Annotated in this window: 14 protein-coding genes and 3 tRNA genes; 11 read left to right on the plus strand and 6 right to left on the minus strand. The window is 74.0% G+C overall.

All coding sequences use genetic code 11. The features are described from left to right. Nucleotides 1-22 precede the first annotated feature (22 nt). Nucleotides 23-1663, minus strand: coding sequence for a phosphoglucomutase (alpha-D-glucose-1,6-bisphosphate-dependent) (pgm, locus tag Q6969_RS02800; RefSeq protein ID WP_317229069.1), 1641 nt, complete (start codon nt 1661-1663; stop codon nt 23-25). 49 nt (nt 1664-1712) lie between these two features. Between pgm and pheA the strand changes: the two genes are divergently transcribed. Further along, nucleotides 1713-2669 carry a prephenate dehydratase gene (pheA, locus tag Q6969_RS02805; protein WP_317229070.1) on the plus strand — a complete coding sequence of 319 codons (957 nt, stop codon included), beginning with the start codon at nt 1713-1715 and terminating at the stop codon, nt 2667-2669. A 27-nt stretch (nt 2670-2696) separates the two neighbouring features. On the opposite strand, the gene Q6969_RS02810 is transcribed toward pheA, so the two are convergent. Further along, entirely contained in the window at nt 2697-4064 is a 1368-nt protein-coding gene (locus Q6969_RS02810; protein ID WP_317229071.1) for an APC family permease, read from the minus strand. Between the two features lie 145 nt (nt 4065-4209). Here Q6969_RS02810 and serS point away from each other — a divergent pair, with 145 nt between their 5' ends. The 9 genes from serS to Q6969_RS02855 all read left to right on the plus strand — a co-directional run bounded on the left by serS (nt 4210) and on the right by Q6969_RS02855 (nt 12126). Beyond that, entirely contained in the window at nt 4210-5490 is a 1281-nt protein-coding gene (gene serS / locus Q6969_RS02815) for a serine--tRNA ligase (protein WP_317229072.1), read from the plus strand. Beyond that, nucleotides 5487-6308, plus strand: a complete 822-nt coding sequence (locus Q6969_RS02820; RefSeq protein WP_317229073.1) for an HAD family hydrolase — start codon at nt 5487-5489, stop codon at nt 6306-6308. The genes serS and Q6969_RS02820 overlap by 4 nt, the downstream gene beginning before the upstream one ends. A 228-nt stretch (nt 6309-6536) precedes the next feature. Next, nucleotides 6537-6621 (plus strand) — tRNA-Ser (locus tag Q6969_RS02825). Between the two features lie 16 nt (nt 6622-6637). Then, nucleotides 6638-7894: an LCP family protein gene (locus Q6969_RS02830; RefSeq protein WP_317229074.1), complete on the plus strand. Its 1257-nt coding sequence runs from the start codon at nt 6638-6640 to the stop codon at nt 7892-7894. A gap of 422 nt (nt 7895-8316) precedes the next feature. Then, nucleotides 8317-8408 (plus strand) — tRNA-Ser (locus Q6969_RS02835). Nucleotides 8409-8612: 204 nt separating this feature from the next. Then, the gene (locus Q6969_RS02840) at nt 8613-9677 is read left to right on the plus strand and encodes a LacI family DNA-binding transcriptional regulator (RefSeq protein WP_317229075.1); all 1065 of its coding nucleotides are present in this window, start codon (nt 8613-8615) and stop codon (nt 9675-9677) included. 170 nt (nt 9678-9847) lie between these two features. Continuing rightward, on the plus strand, nt 9848-10546 hold the full coding sequence (locus tag Q6969_RS02845; protein ID WP_317229076.1) for a ThuA domain-containing protein: 699 nt from the start codon (nt 9848-9850) through the stop codon (nt 10544-10546). Between the two features lie 17 nt (nt 10547-10563). Continuing rightward, the gene (locus Q6969_RS02850) at nt 10564-11640 is read left to right on the plus strand and encodes a Gfo/Idh/MocA family oxidoreductase (protein WP_317229081.1); all 1077 of its coding nucleotides are present in this window, start codon (nt 10564-10566) and stop codon (nt 11638-11640) included. Between the two features lie 90 nt (nt 11641-11730). After that, complete coding sequence (locus tag Q6969_RS02855) at nt 11731-12126, plus strand: hypothetical protein (RefSeq protein ID WP_317229077.1); 396 nt, start codon at nt 11731-11733, stop codon at nt 12124-12126. 18 nt (nt 12127-12144) lie between these two features. Here the strand turns inward: Q6969_RS02855 and Q6969_RS02860 are convergent, their stop codons facing one another. Next, on the minus strand, nt 12145-13500 hold the full coding sequence (locus Q6969_RS02860) for an alpha-amylase family protein (protein WP_317229078.1): 1356 nt from the start codon (nt 13498-13500) through the stop codon (nt 12145-12147). A 190-nt stretch (nt 13501-13690) separates the two neighbouring features. Here Q6969_RS02860 and Q6969_RS02865 point away from each other — a divergent pair. Then, nucleotides 13691-13763 (plus strand) — tRNA-Arg (locus tag Q6969_RS02865). Nucleotides 13764-13914: 151 nt separating this feature from the next. Here the strand turns inward: Q6969_RS02865 and Q6969_RS02870 are convergent. The 3 genes from Q6969_RS02870 to Q6969_RS02880 are packed head-to-tail and all read right to left on the minus strand — an operon-like array spanning nt 13915 to nt 15688. Beyond that, nucleotides 13915-14193, minus strand: a complete 279-nt coding sequence (locus tag Q6969_RS02870) for a LuxR C-terminal-related transcriptional regulator (RefSeq protein WP_396335505.1) — start codon at nt 14191-14193, stop codon at nt 13915-13917. Continuing rightward, nucleotides 14190-15281, minus strand: a complete 1092-nt coding sequence (locus tag Q6969_RS02875; RefSeq protein ID WP_317229079.1) for a hypothetical protein — start codon at nt 15279-15281, stop codon at nt 14190-14192. Before Q6969_RS02875 ends, Q6969_RS02870 begins: the two co-directional genes overlap by 4 nt. Beyond that, nucleotides 15278-15688, minus strand: a complete 411-nt coding sequence (locus tag Q6969_RS02880) for a PadR family transcriptional regulator (RefSeq protein ID WP_317229080.1) — start codon at nt 15686-15688, stop codon at nt 15278-15280. Before Q6969_RS02880 ends, Q6969_RS02875 begins: the two co-directional genes overlap by 4 nt. Between the last annotated feature and the right edge of the window lie 312 nt (nt 15689-16000).

The following is a 16000-nucleotide window of genomic DNA, read 5'->3' on the forward strand; positions in this document are numbered from 1 at the left end:
GCTGGCTTCCCCGGGCACGGGATCAGGCGCCGAGCGCGGCGTCCACGATGCGCTTGGCCTCCGCCTGCACCTCGTGCAGGTGGTCGAGCCCCACGAACGACTCGGCGTAGATCTTGTACACGTCCTCGGTGCCGCTCGGGCGGGCCGCGAACCACGCGTTGGCCGTGACGACCTTGACGCCGCCGACCGCGGCCCCGTTGCCGGGCGCGCTGCTGAGCTTCGCCGTGATGGGGTCGCCCGCGAGCTCGGTGGCCGTGATGGCGTCGCCGTCCAGCTTGCCGAGCGTGGCCTTCTGCGCCTTGGTCGCGGCGGCGTCCACGCGCTCGTACACGGGGTCGCCGAAGCGCTCCGTGAGCTCCCGGTAGAGGACGCTCGGGGTCCTGCCGGTGACCGCGAGGATCTCCGCGGCCAGCAGCGCGAGCAGGATGCCGTCCTTGTCCGTGGTCCAGACGGTGCCGTCCTTCCGCAGGAAGCTGGCACCGGCCGACTCCTCGCCGCCGAAGCCGACGGATCCGTCGATGAGGCCGGGCACGAACCACTTGAACCCGACCGGCACCTCCCAGAGGCGGCGGCCGAGCGACTCGGCGACGCGGTCGATGACGCTGGAGGAGACGAGCGTCTTGCCGACGCCCGCGTCCTGCCGCCATTCCGGGCGGTGCGCGTAGAGGTAGTCGATCGCGACGGCGAGGTAGTGGTTGGGGTTCATGAGCCCCGCGTCGGGCGTGACGATGCCGTGGCGGTCCGCGTCCGCGTCGTTGCCGGTGAGGATGTCGAAGTCGTCCTTGCGCGCGAGCACGCTCGCCATGGCGGACGCGGACGACGGGTCCATGCGGATCCTCCCGTCCCAGTCGAGGGTCATGAACGCCCACGCCGGGTCGACCTCCGGGTTCACGACCTCCAGGTCGAGGCCGTAGCGCTCGCCGATGGCCGCCCAGTACTCGACGGAGGCGCCGCCGAGCGGGTCGGCCCCGATGCGCACGCCCGCCTTCCGGATGGCGTCCATGTCGATGATCGTGCCGAGGTCGTCGACGTAGTGGCCGAGGAAGTCGTAGCCCTCGACCGCCGCGCGGGCCTCCTCGAGGGGCACGCGGCGCACGTCCGCGAGGCCGCCCGCGATGATCTCGTTGGCGCGCGCCGCGATCCAGCCGGTCGCGTCGGAGTCGGCCGGCCCGCCGTGCGGCGGGTTGTACTTGAAGCCGCCGTCGGCCGGCGGGTTGTGGCTGGGGGTCACGACGATGCCGTCGGCCACGTCGTCGTCGCCGTGCTCCGCGTCGCGGTTCCAGCGGAGGATCGCGTGGGACAGCGCCGGCGTGGGGCACCAGGAGTCGCGGGAGTCGGCGAGCACGCGCACGCCGTTGGCGACGAGCACCTCGAGGGCGGTGTCCTCGGCGGGCTTCGAGAGCCCGTGCGTGTCGCGGCCGATGAACAGCGGCCCGGTGATGCCCTGCTCGGCCCGGTACTCGGCGATGGCCTGCGTGATGGCGAGGATGTGGTCCTCGTTGAACGCCGTGTTGAGCGAGCTGCCGCGGTGGCCGCTCGTGCCGAACGCCACCTTCTGCTCGGGATCCGCCACGTCGGGGTGGAGGTCGTGGTACGCCCGGATCAGCTCGTCGATGTCGATGAGGTCGGACGGGAGGGCGGCGGTGCCTGCGCGGTCATGCATGCCCCCATCCTGGCACCGGGGCCCGCCGAATCCCATCTAGGGTGCAGGCATGCCCGCGACCTCCCGACCCGACGAGACGTACAGCTACCTCGGCCCGTCCGGCACCTTCACGGAGGCCGCCCTCAAGCAGGTGGAGGCCGCCCGCGGCCGCACCTGGCGCGCGGTCAACAACGCCTCCGAGGCGCTCGCCGACGTGGTCGCCGGCACGTCGGTCGCCGCGATGATCGCCATCGAGAACTCGGTCGAGGGCGGGGTCACGGCCACGCAGGACGCGCTCGCCAACATCCCGGGCCTCCGGATCCTCAGCGAGCACCTGGTGCCCGTCTCCTTCGACCTCGTGGTGCGCCCGGGCACGGCGCTCGCCGACGTGCGGACGGTCGCCGCGCACCCGGTCGCCTACGGCCAGTGCCGCCGCTTCCTCGAGCGCGAGCTGCCCACGCACGGGCACCTGCCCGCGTCGTCGAACGTGCAGGCCGCCATGTCGCTCCTGGAGGACGGCACGGCCGACGCCGCCATCGCGCCGCCGCAGATCGTGGAGAGCCAGCCGCTCGAGGCCCTGGCGCGCGCCATCGGCGACAACCCGAACGCCGTGACGCGGTTCGTGCTGGTCGGCCGGGCCACGTCGCTGCCCGCGCGCACGGGCGCCGACAAGACGAGCCTCATCGTCGAGCTGCCCGACGACCGCGCCGGATCCCTGCTCGACCTCCTGGAGCAGTTCGCCACCCGCGGGGTGAACCTCGCGCTCATCCAGTCGCGGCCCATCGGCGACGAGCTCGGCCGCTACCGGTTCGTCATCGACGCCGAGGGCCACGTGCACGACGAGCGCGTCGCCGACGCCCTCCTCGGGATCCGCCGGTTCAGCCCCCGGGTCACGTTCCTCGGCTCCTACCCCCGGGCGGACGGGGCGCCGAGCACCTACCGCGCCGAGTACGAGGACGACGTCTTCCTCGAGGCGCGCGACTGGCTGCGGGCCATCCTCGCGGCGGAGCCCGGCGCCGGCGCCTGACGCGACGCCGGACCGGCCGCGGCCGCCTCAGGCCCGGTCCCGGTCCAGGTCCTTCGAGCGCGCGCCCGTCGCGCGGCTGATCAGGTAGAGCACGACGCCGACGGCCAGGAGGATCGCGCCGAACAGCCACACCTGCCCGCTCTGCTGCGTGAGCAGCAGGACGCACGACAGCGTCCCGAGCACGGGGACGACCGTCCACACGCGGAAGTGCTCGTGCTCGACCCGGTCGCGCCGCAGCACCAGCACGGCCACGTTGGTGCTGATGAAGACGAACAGCAGCAGGAGCACGACGGTCTCGGCGAGGGTCCCGACGTCGCCCACCGAGGTCAGCGCGATCGCGACGACCGTGGTCGCGGCGATGGCGACCCACGGGGTGCGCCGCTTCGGCAGCACCTTCCCGAGGACGCCGGGAAGGAGGCCCTGCTCGGCCATGCCGTAGGTGACGCGGCTCGCCATGATCATGGTGAGGAGCGCGCCGTTCGCCACCGCGACGAGGGCGATCAGGCTGAAGACCCACGACGGGATGCCGACGCCAGTCGCCTCGACCACCGCGAGCAGCGGCCCGGTGGAGTCCTGCAGGTCCTCGGGCGCGAGGGCGGCCGAGCTCGCGAGCGCGACGAGCACGTAGACGACGCCGGCGGTCGCGAGCGACCCGAAGAGCGCCTTCGGGTACACGCGGCTGGGGTCGCGCACCTCCTCGGCGACGTTGGCGCTCGTCTCGAACCCGACGAACGAGTAGTAGGCGACGATCGCGGCCGACAGCGTCGCGAGCGCGGCGTTCGAGCCCTCCGGGAACCCGGTCACGCGCGACACGTCGCCGCCCCCGCCGCCGAGCATGACCGCCACGACGACGATCACGATCACCAGGCCGCTCAGCTCGACCACCGTCATGATCACGTTGCCGCGCATGCTCTCGGTGATGCCGCGGGCGTTGAGCGCCGCCACGAGCAGCAGGAAGAGGATCGCCGCGGGTATCTGCGGCACGTCCATCACGGGGGCGAGGAGGCTCGACAGGTACTCGCCGGCGAACGCCAGCGACAGGCCGGCGGCGCTCACGACGCCCGCCGCGAGCATGGAGAACCCGACGAGGAACGACACGATCGGCTGCCGGTACGCGCGCTCCGCGAAGATCGCGGCGCCGCCCGCCCTCGGGTACTTCGTCACGAGCTCGGCGTAGGAGCCCGCGGTGAGCAGCGCCAGGAGCAGGGCCACCACGAGCGGCACCCACAGGGCGCCGCCCACGTCCTCCGCGAGCGTGCCCATGAGCGCGTAGATGCCCGCGCCGAGGACGTCGCCCAGGATGAACAGGAACAGCAGCGGCCCGGTGATCGCCTTCTTGAGCTTCGAGCCGTCGGCGGATGCGCCGCCCCCGTCCGTGTCCGTCGTCGTCGCCATGCCGGTCCTCCCTGCGCTTCGCCGGACCCGCGTCCGGCGGTCGCGCGGTCGCGCGACCCATCGAGCCTGGCCCGATCCGGCGTGCGCGTCCCGGTGCGGCGGCCGCCGCCCGGACGCGCCCGGGCCGCTTGGCTAGAGTGACGGGGTGATCGATCCGCAGATTCTCCGCGACCAGCCCGACCTCGTCATCGCCTCGCAGGAGCTCCGCGGCTCCTCCGTGGAGGTGGTCGACCAGGCGGTCGCCGCCGACTCCGAGCGGCGCCTGGCGATCACGGAGTACGAGGGCCTGCGGGCCGAGCAGAACGCGCACGGGAAGCTCGTCGCGAAGGCGGACAAGGCCGACAAGCCGCGCCTCATCGCCGAGGTGCAGGAGCTGAAGGCGCGCGTCACGGCCGCCCAGGAGCGCGCGCAGCGGGCCGAGGCGGCGTTCGACGAGGCGATGCGGCGCATCCCGAACATCGTCATCGACGGCGTGCCCGCGGGCGGCGAGGACGACTGGGCGCTCGTCCGCGAGGTCGGCGAGAAGCCGTCCTTCGACTTCGCGGCCCGCGACCACCTGGAGATCGGGGAGATCCTCGACGCCATCGACATGGGCCGCGGCGCCAAGGTCTCCGGCGCGCGCTTCCACTACCTCAAGGGGATCGGCGCCCGGCTCGAGATCGCCCTGATGAACTTCGGGCTCGCCCGCGCGCTCGAGGCGGGCCTCGTGCCGCTCATCACGCCCACGCTCGTGAAGCCCGAGATCATGGCCGGGACCGGCTTCCTCGGCGCGCACGCCGACGAGGTATACCACCTCGACGACGACGACCTCTACCTCACGGGCACCAGCGAGGTGGCGCTCGCCGGATACCACGCCGACGAGATCCTCGACCTGGCCGCGGGGCCCGTGCGTTACGCCGGCTGGTCGACCTGCTACCGCAAGGAGGCGGGCTCCTACGGCAAGGACACCCGCGGCATCATCCGCGTCCACCAGTTCCAGAAGCTCGAGATGTTCAGCTACGTCGACCCGGCCGACGCCGAGGCGGAGCACGACCGCCTGCTCGCCATGCAGGAGCGCATGATGCAGGACCTCGGGCTCTCCTACCGCGTCATCGACACGGCGGCGGGCGACCTGGGCTCGAGCGCCGCCCGCAAGTACGACGTCGAGGCGTGGATCCCCACCCAGGGCGCCTACCGCGAGCTCACCTCCACCTCGAACTGCACCACGTTCCAGGCCCGCCGGCTCGGCACCCGCTTCCGCGGCGAGGACGGCCGCACGAGCCCCGTCGCCACGCTCAACGGCACGCTCGCCACCACGCGCTGGATCGTCGCGATCCTCGAGACCCACCAGCTGGCCGACGGGTCGGTCCGGGTGCCCGAGGCGCTCCGTCCGTACCTCGGCGGCCTCGAGACCCTGGAGCCCGCCACGGCGGAGGCGGCCCGATGACCCCGCGCGTGTCCGACGCCGACCGCCTGCTCATCGCCCTCGACATCGACGGCACGCTGCTCGGGGAGGACGGCTCGCTCGACGGGTCCGTCGTCCGCGAGGTGCGCCGCGTGGAGGAGGCCGGCCACCTCGTCATGCCCTCCACCGGCCGCTCCGTCGCCGACACCCTGCCCATCGTGGAGCGCCTGGGGATCCACCCCCGCTACATGGTGTGCTCGAACGGCGCCATCGTGCTGGAGCGCGACGCGGAGGCGCCCACCGGGTACTCCCGCCGCATCGTCGAGACGTTCGACCCGTCGGACGTGCTGCAGCGCATCCGCCCGCACCTCGCGAGCGGCCGGTACGCCGTCGAGGACGAGGAGGGCGTGTACCTGTACTCCGGCGGCGACTTCCCGGACGGCGCGCTGGAGGCCAACGGCCGCCACGTGGAGTTCGAGGAGCTGCTGCACGTGCCCGCGACCCGCGTCGTGGTCATCTCGCCCGGCCATGACATGGAGGACTTCCAGGTCGTCGTGGAGCGCATGGGCCTGCACCGGGTCAGCTACTCCATCGGCTGGACGGCGTGGCTCGACATCGCGCCCGACGGCGTCAACAAGGCCACCGCCATGGAGCGCGTCCGCGAGCTGCACGGCATCGCCCGCTCGCACGTCGTCGCCATGGGCGACGGGCGCAACGACATCGAGATGCTCGAGTGGGCGGGGGAGCACGGACGGGGCATCGCCATGGGCCAGGCGCCCGCCGAGGTCATCGCCGCGTCCACCGAGGTCACGGGGCCCATCACGGAGAACGGGGCGGCCGCGGTCCTCGCCCGGCTCTGAGCGGCGTCGCGGCCTCGCGGCGTGCTGCGCAGGTCGCCGCCGGATTCCCCGGCGCGGGCCTCGCGCTCCCAGCTCCTCCCTGGGGACGGCCCAGCCGCCTCGGATGGCCCCCGTGCGAGAGTGGCAAGTCCCGCGCGGTCACCCGGCCGCACCACCGCGGGCCGAGCCGGCCACCGGTAGGCTCCTGATCGATCGCACGTCGCCCGCCCCGCGGGAGCGCGCGCATCGGGAGGGCTGTCCGAGCGGCCGATGGAGCCAGTCTTGAAAACTGGTGGGCAGAGATGTCTCGTGGGTTCGAATCCCACGCCCTCCGCCCGGAGAGGACCCGCATGAGCGACGGCTCCCTGCGCCCCCGCCGGAGGGCGACGCCCCCGGTCATCGCCCGGCACGGCCGCCTCCGCAGGCCGAGCGGCGCGCGGGTGCTCCTCCGGGGCGTCGCCATGGGGGTCGCGGTCCTCCTCGTCAGCGGGATGTCGGTGGCGGCCGTCGCGCTCTGGGACCTCGACCGGGCGGCGCAGGTCGGCACCGTCGACATCAGCGACGGCACCGAGCGGACCACGGTCGGCATCGGCGCGCTCGACGGCGGCTTCAACGTGCTGCTCGCCGGATCCGACACGCGCCAGGGCCAGGGCGACGGGTACGGGCGGACGGACGGCGCGCTCAACGACGTGAACATGGTGCTGCACGTCTCGGCCGACCACTCGCAGGCCACCGTCGTCAGCCTGCCCCGCGACATGGTCGTCCCCATCCCGTCGTGCGTCCGCGCGGACGGGTCCGGCATGGCGCCCGCGATGTCCGCCCAGCCGCTCAACACGGCCCTCTCCGACGGCGGCCTGCCGTGCGTCGCCAAGACCGTGGCGCAGTTCACGGGCCTCGACATCCCGTACGCCGCGCTCATCGAGTTCGACGGGGTCATCGAGATGTCGAACGCGGTCGGCGGCGTGCCCGTCTGCCTCGCGAGCCCCCTGAAGGACAAGCGCACCGACCTCGACCTGCCCGCGGGTGAGAGCACGCTGAAGGGCAAGGAGGCGCTGCAGTTCCTCCGCACGCGCCATGCGGTCGGCGACGGCAGCGACCTGGCCCGCATCAGCAACCAGCAGGTGTTCCTCTCGTCGCTGGTGCGCACCATGAAGCAGTCGAGCACGCTGTCGGACCCCACGCGCGTCTACGGCCTCGCGAAGGCGGCGGTCGACAACATGCAGCGCTCCACCTCGCTCGACTACCAGACCATGGCGTCGATGGCGCTGGCGCTCAAGGACATCCCGCTCGACCAGGTCCGCTTCCTGCAGTACCCGGGATCGACCGCGGGCACCGGCGTCTACGCCGGCAAGGTGCAGCCGCTGACGGCCGACGGGGACCAGCTGATGCAGCTGCTCCGGACGGATGCCCCCTTCGAGGTCGAGGCCGGCAACACCGGCCTCGGCGCGGTCGAGGAGCAGCCCGCGGCATCGACCCCGGCGCCGTCCACGACCGCGCCCGCCGCGGGCGGGACGTCCGATCCGGCGGCCTCGGCGCCGACGGTGCTGCCGGAGGCCATCACGGGCACCGACGCCGGCACGGTCACGTGCTCCAAGGCGTTCGGCTGACCCTCCGCATCGGTGCGGTGCGGTGCGCGGCGGGCGGGGCGCGGGAGGGGCGACGGGACCCCGCTGCACACCCTATGCAGCGAGGGCCCGTCTATCTCGTTCAGCTTTCGACCCGAATCCTCCGCCGGACGAGAATCTCGTTCTCGCCCACGGTGGGCTCGCGACGTCGTCGCGTGCGTGGGGGTGAGCGGCGCCGGTTCGGGGGATCCGGGCCGCGGCCACGTGGGCGAGCGGGACATCTCTGGGCTGACACAGCGACACGCGCGGGGTAAGCCGGTCGGGTCCGGCACACGCGTCGAGACAGACACTACGTGTCCGTCGAATGGGGGACAACCGCGCCGCACCCCCCGTTCGGGCTCGTCGGTCCGGCGCAGGTGATGCCGAGGAGGCCGCCGCGTCCGGTACAGTGGACGGGTACGTCTGGAGACGTCGCATAGTTCGGCCTAGTGCACCACCCTGCTAAGGTGGAGTACCCGTATGGGTACCGTGGGTTCAAATCCCACCGTCTCCGCCATCCTCTCCGGTCTCCCGCCGGGTGTCGCGTCGAGACCCGCCCCGCCGGCTGCGGCCGCGCATCTCCGGCCCGCCTCGGCCCCCGGTCCGGGCTCCCCGTCGGCTCCGTCCCGGTGTCGACCGGATCGGCTCGACCGCGGCGCGACCCGCGATCGCGCGCTCGAGGGGCGTCCGACGGCGCCCTCGGCGGCTTAGCATCACCACCATGAGCGACACGTTTCCCGCTGCGACGCGGCAGCCGGACCCCGAGCACGGCGCCGGCACCACCCTCGGCCTCATCGCCCGCGAGGCCAACGTCTCGATCGGCACCGTGAGCAAGGTCCTGAACGGGCGCAAGGGCATCTCGCCCGCCACCCGCGCGCGCGTCGAGGAGCTCATGGAGCGGCACGGGTACAGCCGCCGCGGCGCCGAGCGTCCCCACGGCGCGCTGATCGAGATCGTGCTCGAGGTCGTCGACACGGGCTTCTCGGTCGACCTCCTGCGCGGGGTCTCGGCGGTCGCCCGGGAGCACGGGCTCAGCGTCATCGTGACCGAGCAGGGGCGCGACACCGCGCTCGACAGCGACTGGATGGCGGGCGTCATGCAGCGCCGGCCCATGGGCCTCGTGCTCGTGTTCTCCGACCTCGCGCCCGCGCAGAAGCGGCAGCTGCGCAGCCGCGGCATCCCGTTCGTGGTGGTGGATCCCGCCGGGTCGCCCGCCGCGGACGTGCCGGCGGTGGGGTCCACGAACTGGGAGGGCGGCCACGCGGCGGGGGAGCACCTCCTCGGCCTCGGGCACACGCGCATCGGCGCGATCAGCGGGCCGCCGCACCGCCTCTACTCCCGCGCGCGCATGTCGGGCTTCCGCTGCGCCCTGGAGGCCGCGGGGCCGCACGTCACGCTCGACGAGCGCGAGGGCGACTTCGGCCGCTCGGCCGGCTACCGCGCAGGCGGCGCGATGCTCGACGCCTCCGAGCGGCCCACCGCGATCTTCGCCGGCAACGACGAGCAGGCCCTGGGCCTGTACGAGGCGGCGCGCGAGCGGGGGATCCGCATCCCGGCCGACCTCTCGGTGCTCGGCTACGACGACCTCCCGTTCGCCCGCATCGTGTCCCCGGCGCTCAGCACCGTGCGCCAGCCGGTGCGCGAGATGGCCGAGGCCGCCGCGCGCATGGTGCTGCGGATCCGCGAGGGCCGGGACGACGAGCCGACGCGCCTCGACCTCGCGACGGCGCTCGTCGAGCGCGGCAGCACGGCGGCCCCGGCGGACGTGGTGTCGGCGCGCGAGTGAAAGGTTTCGGATCGTCCGCGCCCTGCTTGCCCCCGCCGTCCGCCGGTGCGTAGCGTTCGAGGGGCGCACGGCAGCCGACCGGTGGCGCTCGACGAAGGAGTCGCAGTGATGCAGATGCCCCGCACGTCCGTCAGTCCGCCCAGCGGCCAGCCCGAGCGGACGGTCCTCTCGTGACCGCGGCGCGCAAGGCCCTCGTCGTCCGCGGCGGCTGGGACGGCCACATGCCCGTGGAGACGACCGGGCTGTTCATCCCGTTCCTCGAGGAGAACGGCTTCGACGTCCGCGTCGAGGAGGGCTCGGCCGTCTACGCCGACGCCGAGGCGATGGCCGAGACCGACCTCATCGTGCAGGCGAACACCATGACCACCATCGAGCCGGAGGAGATGGCGGGCCTCCGCGCCGCCGTCATCGCCGGCACGGGCATGGCCGGATGGCACGGCGGCATCGCCGACTCGTACCGGAACACCGCCGACTACCTGCACATGATCGGCGGCCAGTTCGCCCACCACGCGGGCAAGGACCCGGCCGAGCGCACCGGCGAGCAGTCCGACAACTACATCCCCTACACGGTCGAGATGACGGAGCTCGGGCGCACGCACGAGATCACGCAGGGGATCGCCGACTTCGACCTCGTCACCGAGCAGTACTGGGTGCTGAGCGACGAGTACAACGACGTGCTGGCCACCACCACGCAGACCGTCCGGCCGTGGGATCCGTGGCACCGGCCCGTGACGGCGCCCGCCATCTGGACCCGCCAGTGGGGCGAGGGCCGCATCTTCGTCTCCGCCCCCGGCCACCGCATCGAGGTCGTCGAGGACCCGAACGTCCGCACCATCATCGAGAGGGGCCTCCTGTGGGCAGCACGCTGAAGCACGACGACGACGCCATGACCCTCGGGATCGTCGGCGTCGGGAAGATCAGCGAGCAGTACTTCGCGGCGTTCGAGTCCCTGCCGGGCGTCCGGCTCGTCGCGGTCGCCGACCTCGACCTCGACCGCGCCCGGACGGTCGCCGAGGCGCAGGGCGTGGACGCGCTGAGCGTCGACGACCTCATCGCCGACCCGCGCATCGACACGGTGCTGAACCTCACGATCCCCGCGGCGCACGCCGAGGTCGACTTGCGCGTGCTCGAGGCGGGCAAGCACGTGTACGGCGAGAAGCCGCTCGCGCTGAGCCCCGCCGAGGCCGAGCCGATCCTGCGCCTCGCGGAGGAGCGGGGCCTGCGGGTCGGATCCGCGCCGGACACCGTCCTGGGCACCGGGATCCAGACGGCGCGCGCCGTGCTCGACGCGGGCACGATCGGGCGGCCCGTCGCGGCGAACGCCTTCTGGGGCGCGCCCGGCCACGAGCTCTGGCACCCCGCCCCGGCGTTCTACTACCAGCCGGGTGCCGGCCCGCTCTTCGACATGGGCCCGTACTACCTGACCGCGCTCGTGACGCTGCTCGGCCCCGTCACGCGGGTGCAGGGCGCATCGCTCCGGTCCGACCGCGTGCGCTCCGCCGCCTCCGACCCGGAGTCCCGCGAGATCCCGGTGACGGTCGACACGCACGTGAGCGCCGTGCTCACGCACGCCTCGGGCGCCGTGTCCACCGTGACGATGAGCTTCGACGTATGGGCGACGCGCATCCCGAACATCGAGGTGTACGGCACCGCGGGCACCCTCTCGGTGCCCGATCCCAACCACTTCTCGGGGACGGTGCAGGTCGCGACCTCCGCGGATCGGGAGTGGGCCGACGTGGAGCCGAGCGCCGGCTTCGTGGACGCCGGCCGCGGATGCGGCCTGGCGGAGATGGCCGACGCGATCCGCCGCGGGGCCCCGCACCGGGCGTCGGGCGAGCTCGCCTTCCACGTGCTGGAGGTCATGGACGCGATCCTCGACCCGTCGGCGACGGGGGAGATCCGGAGCACCGTGGAGCGTCCGGAGGCCGTGCCGCTGGGCCAGCCGGGGCGCTCCGGCGACTGACCGGGACGGCGCGCGGACGGGTGGTGGGCAGCCTTCCACAATCCCGTCCGCCCGCCGTCCGCGGCACGCGCCGCGGACTACCCTGACGCCGTGCCCCGCCACTTCTCGCAGTTCCTCTTCGCGCCGTACGGCGACGGGGAGGGCCTGCGCGCGGTGGACGCGCGTCCGGCGGACGAGCGGCTGCTCGGCTCCGGAGCGCCGCTCGGCACCGGGCGGCGCGACGAGGAGGGCGCGGGCAGCGCGGCTGCCGTCGCAGACGGAGCGGACGAAGCCGACGGCGCCGACTGGCCGGCGCTCACCGCCGTCGAATGGCCGCTCACGCACCGCCCCTTCGACGACGACGGGCCGGTGCTCGCGGAGGGGCGCTTCGCCGCCGCCGCCGCCGACGAGGACCCGGACGGGGAGGCGCAGGAGGAGGCCGCGGCGCACGCGGCCCGGGCGGCGCTGCTGGCCGAGGTCTACGGCTGGCCCCACCGCGCGGTCTGAGCGCGACCGGCGCAGCGCCTAGTCGCCCGCCAGCACCGCCCACGCGTGCGCCGGGAGGCGTCCCGCGCCATCGAGGCCGCCCGCCTCGACGCGGTCGGCGGATCCGGTGACCTCGACGGCCTCGTCGCCGAGGTTCAGCACGAGGCGCAGCGCGTCCGGAGCGCCGGGGGCGACGCCGCCCGCCGCACCGGAGCCCGAGGGGCGCAGCGTGATCGTGAGGGCGGTGTTGGTGAGCCCGGAGGTCGCGATCCCCGCGTCCACCAGCCAGGGGTGCCGGCGGCGGAGGCCGACCAGCTCCTGGTGCAGGCTCCGCATCCGCGCGGCGTCCGGGTCGTCGGGCAGCTCCTCGGGGGTGGCCGGGTAGGCGGGGCGCACGGCGTCGTCGCCGCCCGCGCGGTCCTCCTTCACGCCCGTGAGGCCGCGCTCGTCGCCCGCGTAGATCGACGGGATGCCGGGCAGCAGGAGCAGCAGGGCCACGGCGTGGCCGAGGTGCCGCGGATCCACCGCGGAGGCGATGCGCGTCACGTCGTGGTTGCCGACGAAGGTCTGCGGCGTGAACGATGGCAGCAGCTCGGCGTGTCGCGTGAGCGTCCAGTCGAGCTCGAAGAGGTTCCGCTCGGCGATCGAGTTCCGGATCGACTTCCACAACTCGTAGGCCGTGATGGAGTCGACGGTCGACTCCGCCCGGTAGTCGGCGTAGTCGCCGTGGATCATCTCGCCCACGAACCACGCGTCGGGGTGCCGCTCGCGGACGCGCGGGAGCACGGCCGCCCAGAACGCGGCGGGCACGGCGTACGCCGCGTCGAGCCGCCAGCCGGAGATCCCGCGGTCGAGCCAGTGCGCCATCACGTCGGCGACGTGCGCGCGCACGGCCTCGGAGTCGTGGTCGAGCGTGACGAGCGCCCCGTGGCCCTCGAAGCCGACGGGCTCCCCGGCCTCGTCCCAGCGGAACCAGGACGCCGCCTCGGATCCGGGACCGTCGGCCAGCGCCTGCACGAACCGCGGGTGGCTGCGGCCCACGTGGTTGAACACGCCGTCGAGCAGGACGCGCACGCCGCGCGCGGACGCGTCGGCGAGGAGGGCGTCGAGGTCGGCGTCGTCGCCGAGCCGCGGGTCGACCGCGAGGTGGTCGCGGGTGTCGTAGCCGTGCGTCTCCGAGTCGAAGACCGGGCCGAGCAGCAGGCCGTTGGCGCCGAGGTCGACGAGGTACGGCAGCCACGCGCGGATCCGGTCGAGGCGGTGCGCGGGCCCGGCCGCGCCGGCCGCGGGGGAGCCGCCGTCGGGGCCGGCGAGGTCGTCGCGGGTCTGCGGGGCGCCGGTGAAGCCGAGCGGGTAGACGTGCCACCAGACGACGTGGTCGGTCCAGGATGCCAAGGGTCGCTCCTCGCGGTTCGGGTCGATCCAGCCTAATCAGCGGGTCGCGGGGCGCTCGCCGGACGGGCTCCGCGGGACATCGCGCAGCCGCCGGCGGGCGACGCGCGGCGCGGATTCGCGAGGCGGCCCGCGAGCATGTAGTCTGTCTCCCGGCCTGATCGCCGCTCGCGGAGATCATCGCCGTACGACTGCGCCCGTAGCTCAACGGATAGAGCATCTGACTACGGATCAGAAGGTTGGGGGTTCGAATCCCTCCGGGCGCACAGCACCTCCGGGTGCGCATCTCTGGTTGAGACAGAATGGAACGGCCCGCCTCGTGCGGGCCGTTCTCGTCTCCCGGGCTGTCCTGGTCCTCCGGCCGTCCTCGTCGGACGGCTCCCCGGCGTCCGCCCGGCCCGCCTCTCCCGGCCCGCCTCAGCGGACGGCCGCGAGCGGCTCCACGACCCCGTGCTCGTACGCCCAGATCGTCGCGTGCAGGCGGTCCCGCACGCCGAGCTTGTCGAGCGTCCGGCTCACGTGCGTCTTCACCGTCGTCGGCGCGAGGAACAGGCGCCCGGCGATCTCGGCGTTCGAGAGCCCGCGGGCCACGAGCACGAGGATCTCGCGCTCCCGCGCCGTCAGCCGGGCCAGCTCCGTGCCCGCGGCGTCACCGCCGCGCCCGCGCCCGCGCCCGTGGTCGACCAGCGCGCTCACGGCGCCGGCTCCGGGGTGGGCGTGGGGTCGGGTGCGGGCTCCTCCGCCGGCGCGTCCTCCGGCGCCGTCGTCGCGTCGCCGCTCGGCGCGGAGCCCGGCGTCGCGGTTCCGACCGACCCCAGGGGCAGCGCCTTGGCGAACGGCGGGCGCACGACCCCCGAGCCGAAGGGCACGCTCCCGTCGGCGACGGCGATCATGTCCCGCTCGAGGGGGAACACGTTCCAGGCGCCGTCGGCGGGCGACACGTGCTCGCCCGTCGTCGGGTCGACGACCCGGCCGTCCTCCTCGATGCCGCTGACCGTCGTCACGGGCTCCCCGTCCTGGTCGAACAGCTGCACGCGGTCGAGGAGCTCCCCGTCGGCGTCGTAGGCGAACAGGTTCGCGATCGCCTTGCCGTCGAGGAGGAGCCCCGGCTCCTCGTAGGGCGCGTAGGCGCTCTCGTCGACGTATCCGTCGCTCCCCGAGTCGGTGAGCACGACGGGGACGAGGACCAGGAGCGAGAGGGCGGTGCCCACGCTGACGACCGTCCGCGAGATGCGCAGGAACCGGTTCCCCGCCCAGCGGCCCCGGCCCCACTGCACGCTGACCAGCGTGAGGGCGGCGATCAGCAGCCAGCCCAGCGGCCCGCCCGGGAGCAGGGTGAAGGGGTGCGACGAGCCGAAGACGACGGCGAGCACGACGAGGGCGCACTGGTAGCCGGCCCAGGCCCGCAGCAGCCACCACACCGGGCGGAAGACGATCAGGAGGTCGAGGACCGCGGAGAGCTCGCGGTTCGCGCGGACGGTGCGCAGCATCTCGCGCCCGGTCTCGTCGATCCGCTGCCGGAGCAGCGACAGGGGCGAGGCGACAGCGGCAGCGCCCGTCGTGCGCTCGGGGAGCCCCGCGGAGGAGCGCAGCTCGTCGGCGTAGCGCACGGGGTCGCCGAGCTCGAGGGCGCCGTCGTGGTCGGCGGCCTCCTCCTGCAGGTCGGCCTCGAGGCCGCCCGTGAGGTCGTCGACGTCCTCCGGGTCGAGGTCGGCCAGCCGGGCGCGCACGGCGGCGGCGAAGGCCCGGATGCGGGTGTCGAGGGCGGGATCTGCGGTGTTCACGGCTTCTCTCCGATCGTGCGGACGTGGACGGATGCGGGCGCGGCGCCGGTGTCGGCGGGCCGCCTCGCGGTTCGGGCGGACGGCGAGGCCGGGTCGCCGAGCAGCCCGCTCATCGCCGTGGCGAAGGCCGCCCAGGTGGCGCGCTGCCCCGCGAGCAGCTCGCGGCCCTCGGGGTTGATCGCGTAGTACTTCCGGTGCGGGCCGCCCTCCGACGGCACCACGTAGCTCGACAGCGCGCCGGCCGCGTAGAGGCGGCGCAGCGTGCCGTACACCGAGGCGTCGCCCACGTCGCCGAGGCCGGCGTCGCGGAGGCGGCGGACGATGTCGTAGCCGTACCCGTCGTCGTGCTGCACGACGGCGAGCACCGCGGTGTCGAGCGCTCCCTTGAGGAGCTGCGTGGTGTCCATCAGCCGTTCTCTCTCATGCGTCGCACAGTATCACGCACTGCGCGGTACCTCGGAGTGCCGTGCATGCGGCGTGTCCGAGCAGGCAGGGCCGCTGGGTTCCGCGCCCGGGTCGTCGGGCTCCCGGACAGCGTGCCGCCACGGCCGCCGGTGCTACCGTCGAGCATGCCCCTCGTCCTGGAGGCCCTCGGCCGCGTCCTCGCCCTCGTGGGCGCCGTCGTGCTGGGCGGCGCGGGCGTGGCGCCGGCGGTGCTCCTCGCGGCCCTCGTGGGTGCGGCCTCCGCCGCCTCCGTGGCCGCCGCGGTCGCGCTCGTG

The organism is Clavibacter sp. MX14-G9D, from assembly GCF_032917815.1.
Lineage (GTDB): Bacteria > Actinomycetota > Actinomycetes > Actinomycetales > Microbacteriaceae > Clavibacter > Clavibacter michiganensis_K.

Coding starts and splice junctions, on each gene's coding strand:
- pheA (WP_317229070.1), top strand. CDS start 1,713: ATGCCCGCGACCTCCCGACCCGACGAGACGTACAGCTACCTCGGCCCG.
- Q6969_RS02830 (WP_317229074.1), top strand. CDS start 6,638: ATGAGCGACGGCTCCCTGCGCCCCCGCCGGAGGGCGACGCCCCCGGTC.
- pgm (WP_317229069.1), bottom strand. CDS start 1,663: ATGCATGACCGCGCAGGCACCGCCGCCCTCCCGTCCGACCTCATCGAC.
- Q6969_RS02840 (WP_317229075.1), top strand. CDS start 8,613: ATGAGCGACACGTTTCCCGCTGCGACGCGGCAGCCGGACCCCGAGCAC.
- Q6969_RS02810 (WP_317229071.1), bottom strand. CDS start 4,064: ATGGCGACGACGACGGACACGGACGGGGGCGGCGCATCCGCCGACGGC.
- Q6969_RS02820 (WP_317229073.1), top strand. CDS start 5,487: ATGACCCCGCGCGTGTCCGACGCCGACCGCCTGCTCATCGCCCTCGAC.
- Q6969_RS02880 (WP_317229080.1), bottom strand. CDS start 15,688: ATGGACACCACGCAGCTCCTCAAGGGAGCGCTCGACACCGCGGTGCTC.
- Q6969_RS02850 (WP_317229081.1), top strand. CDS start 10,564: ATGACCCTCGGGATCGTCGGCGTCGGGAAGATCAGCGAGCAGTACTTC.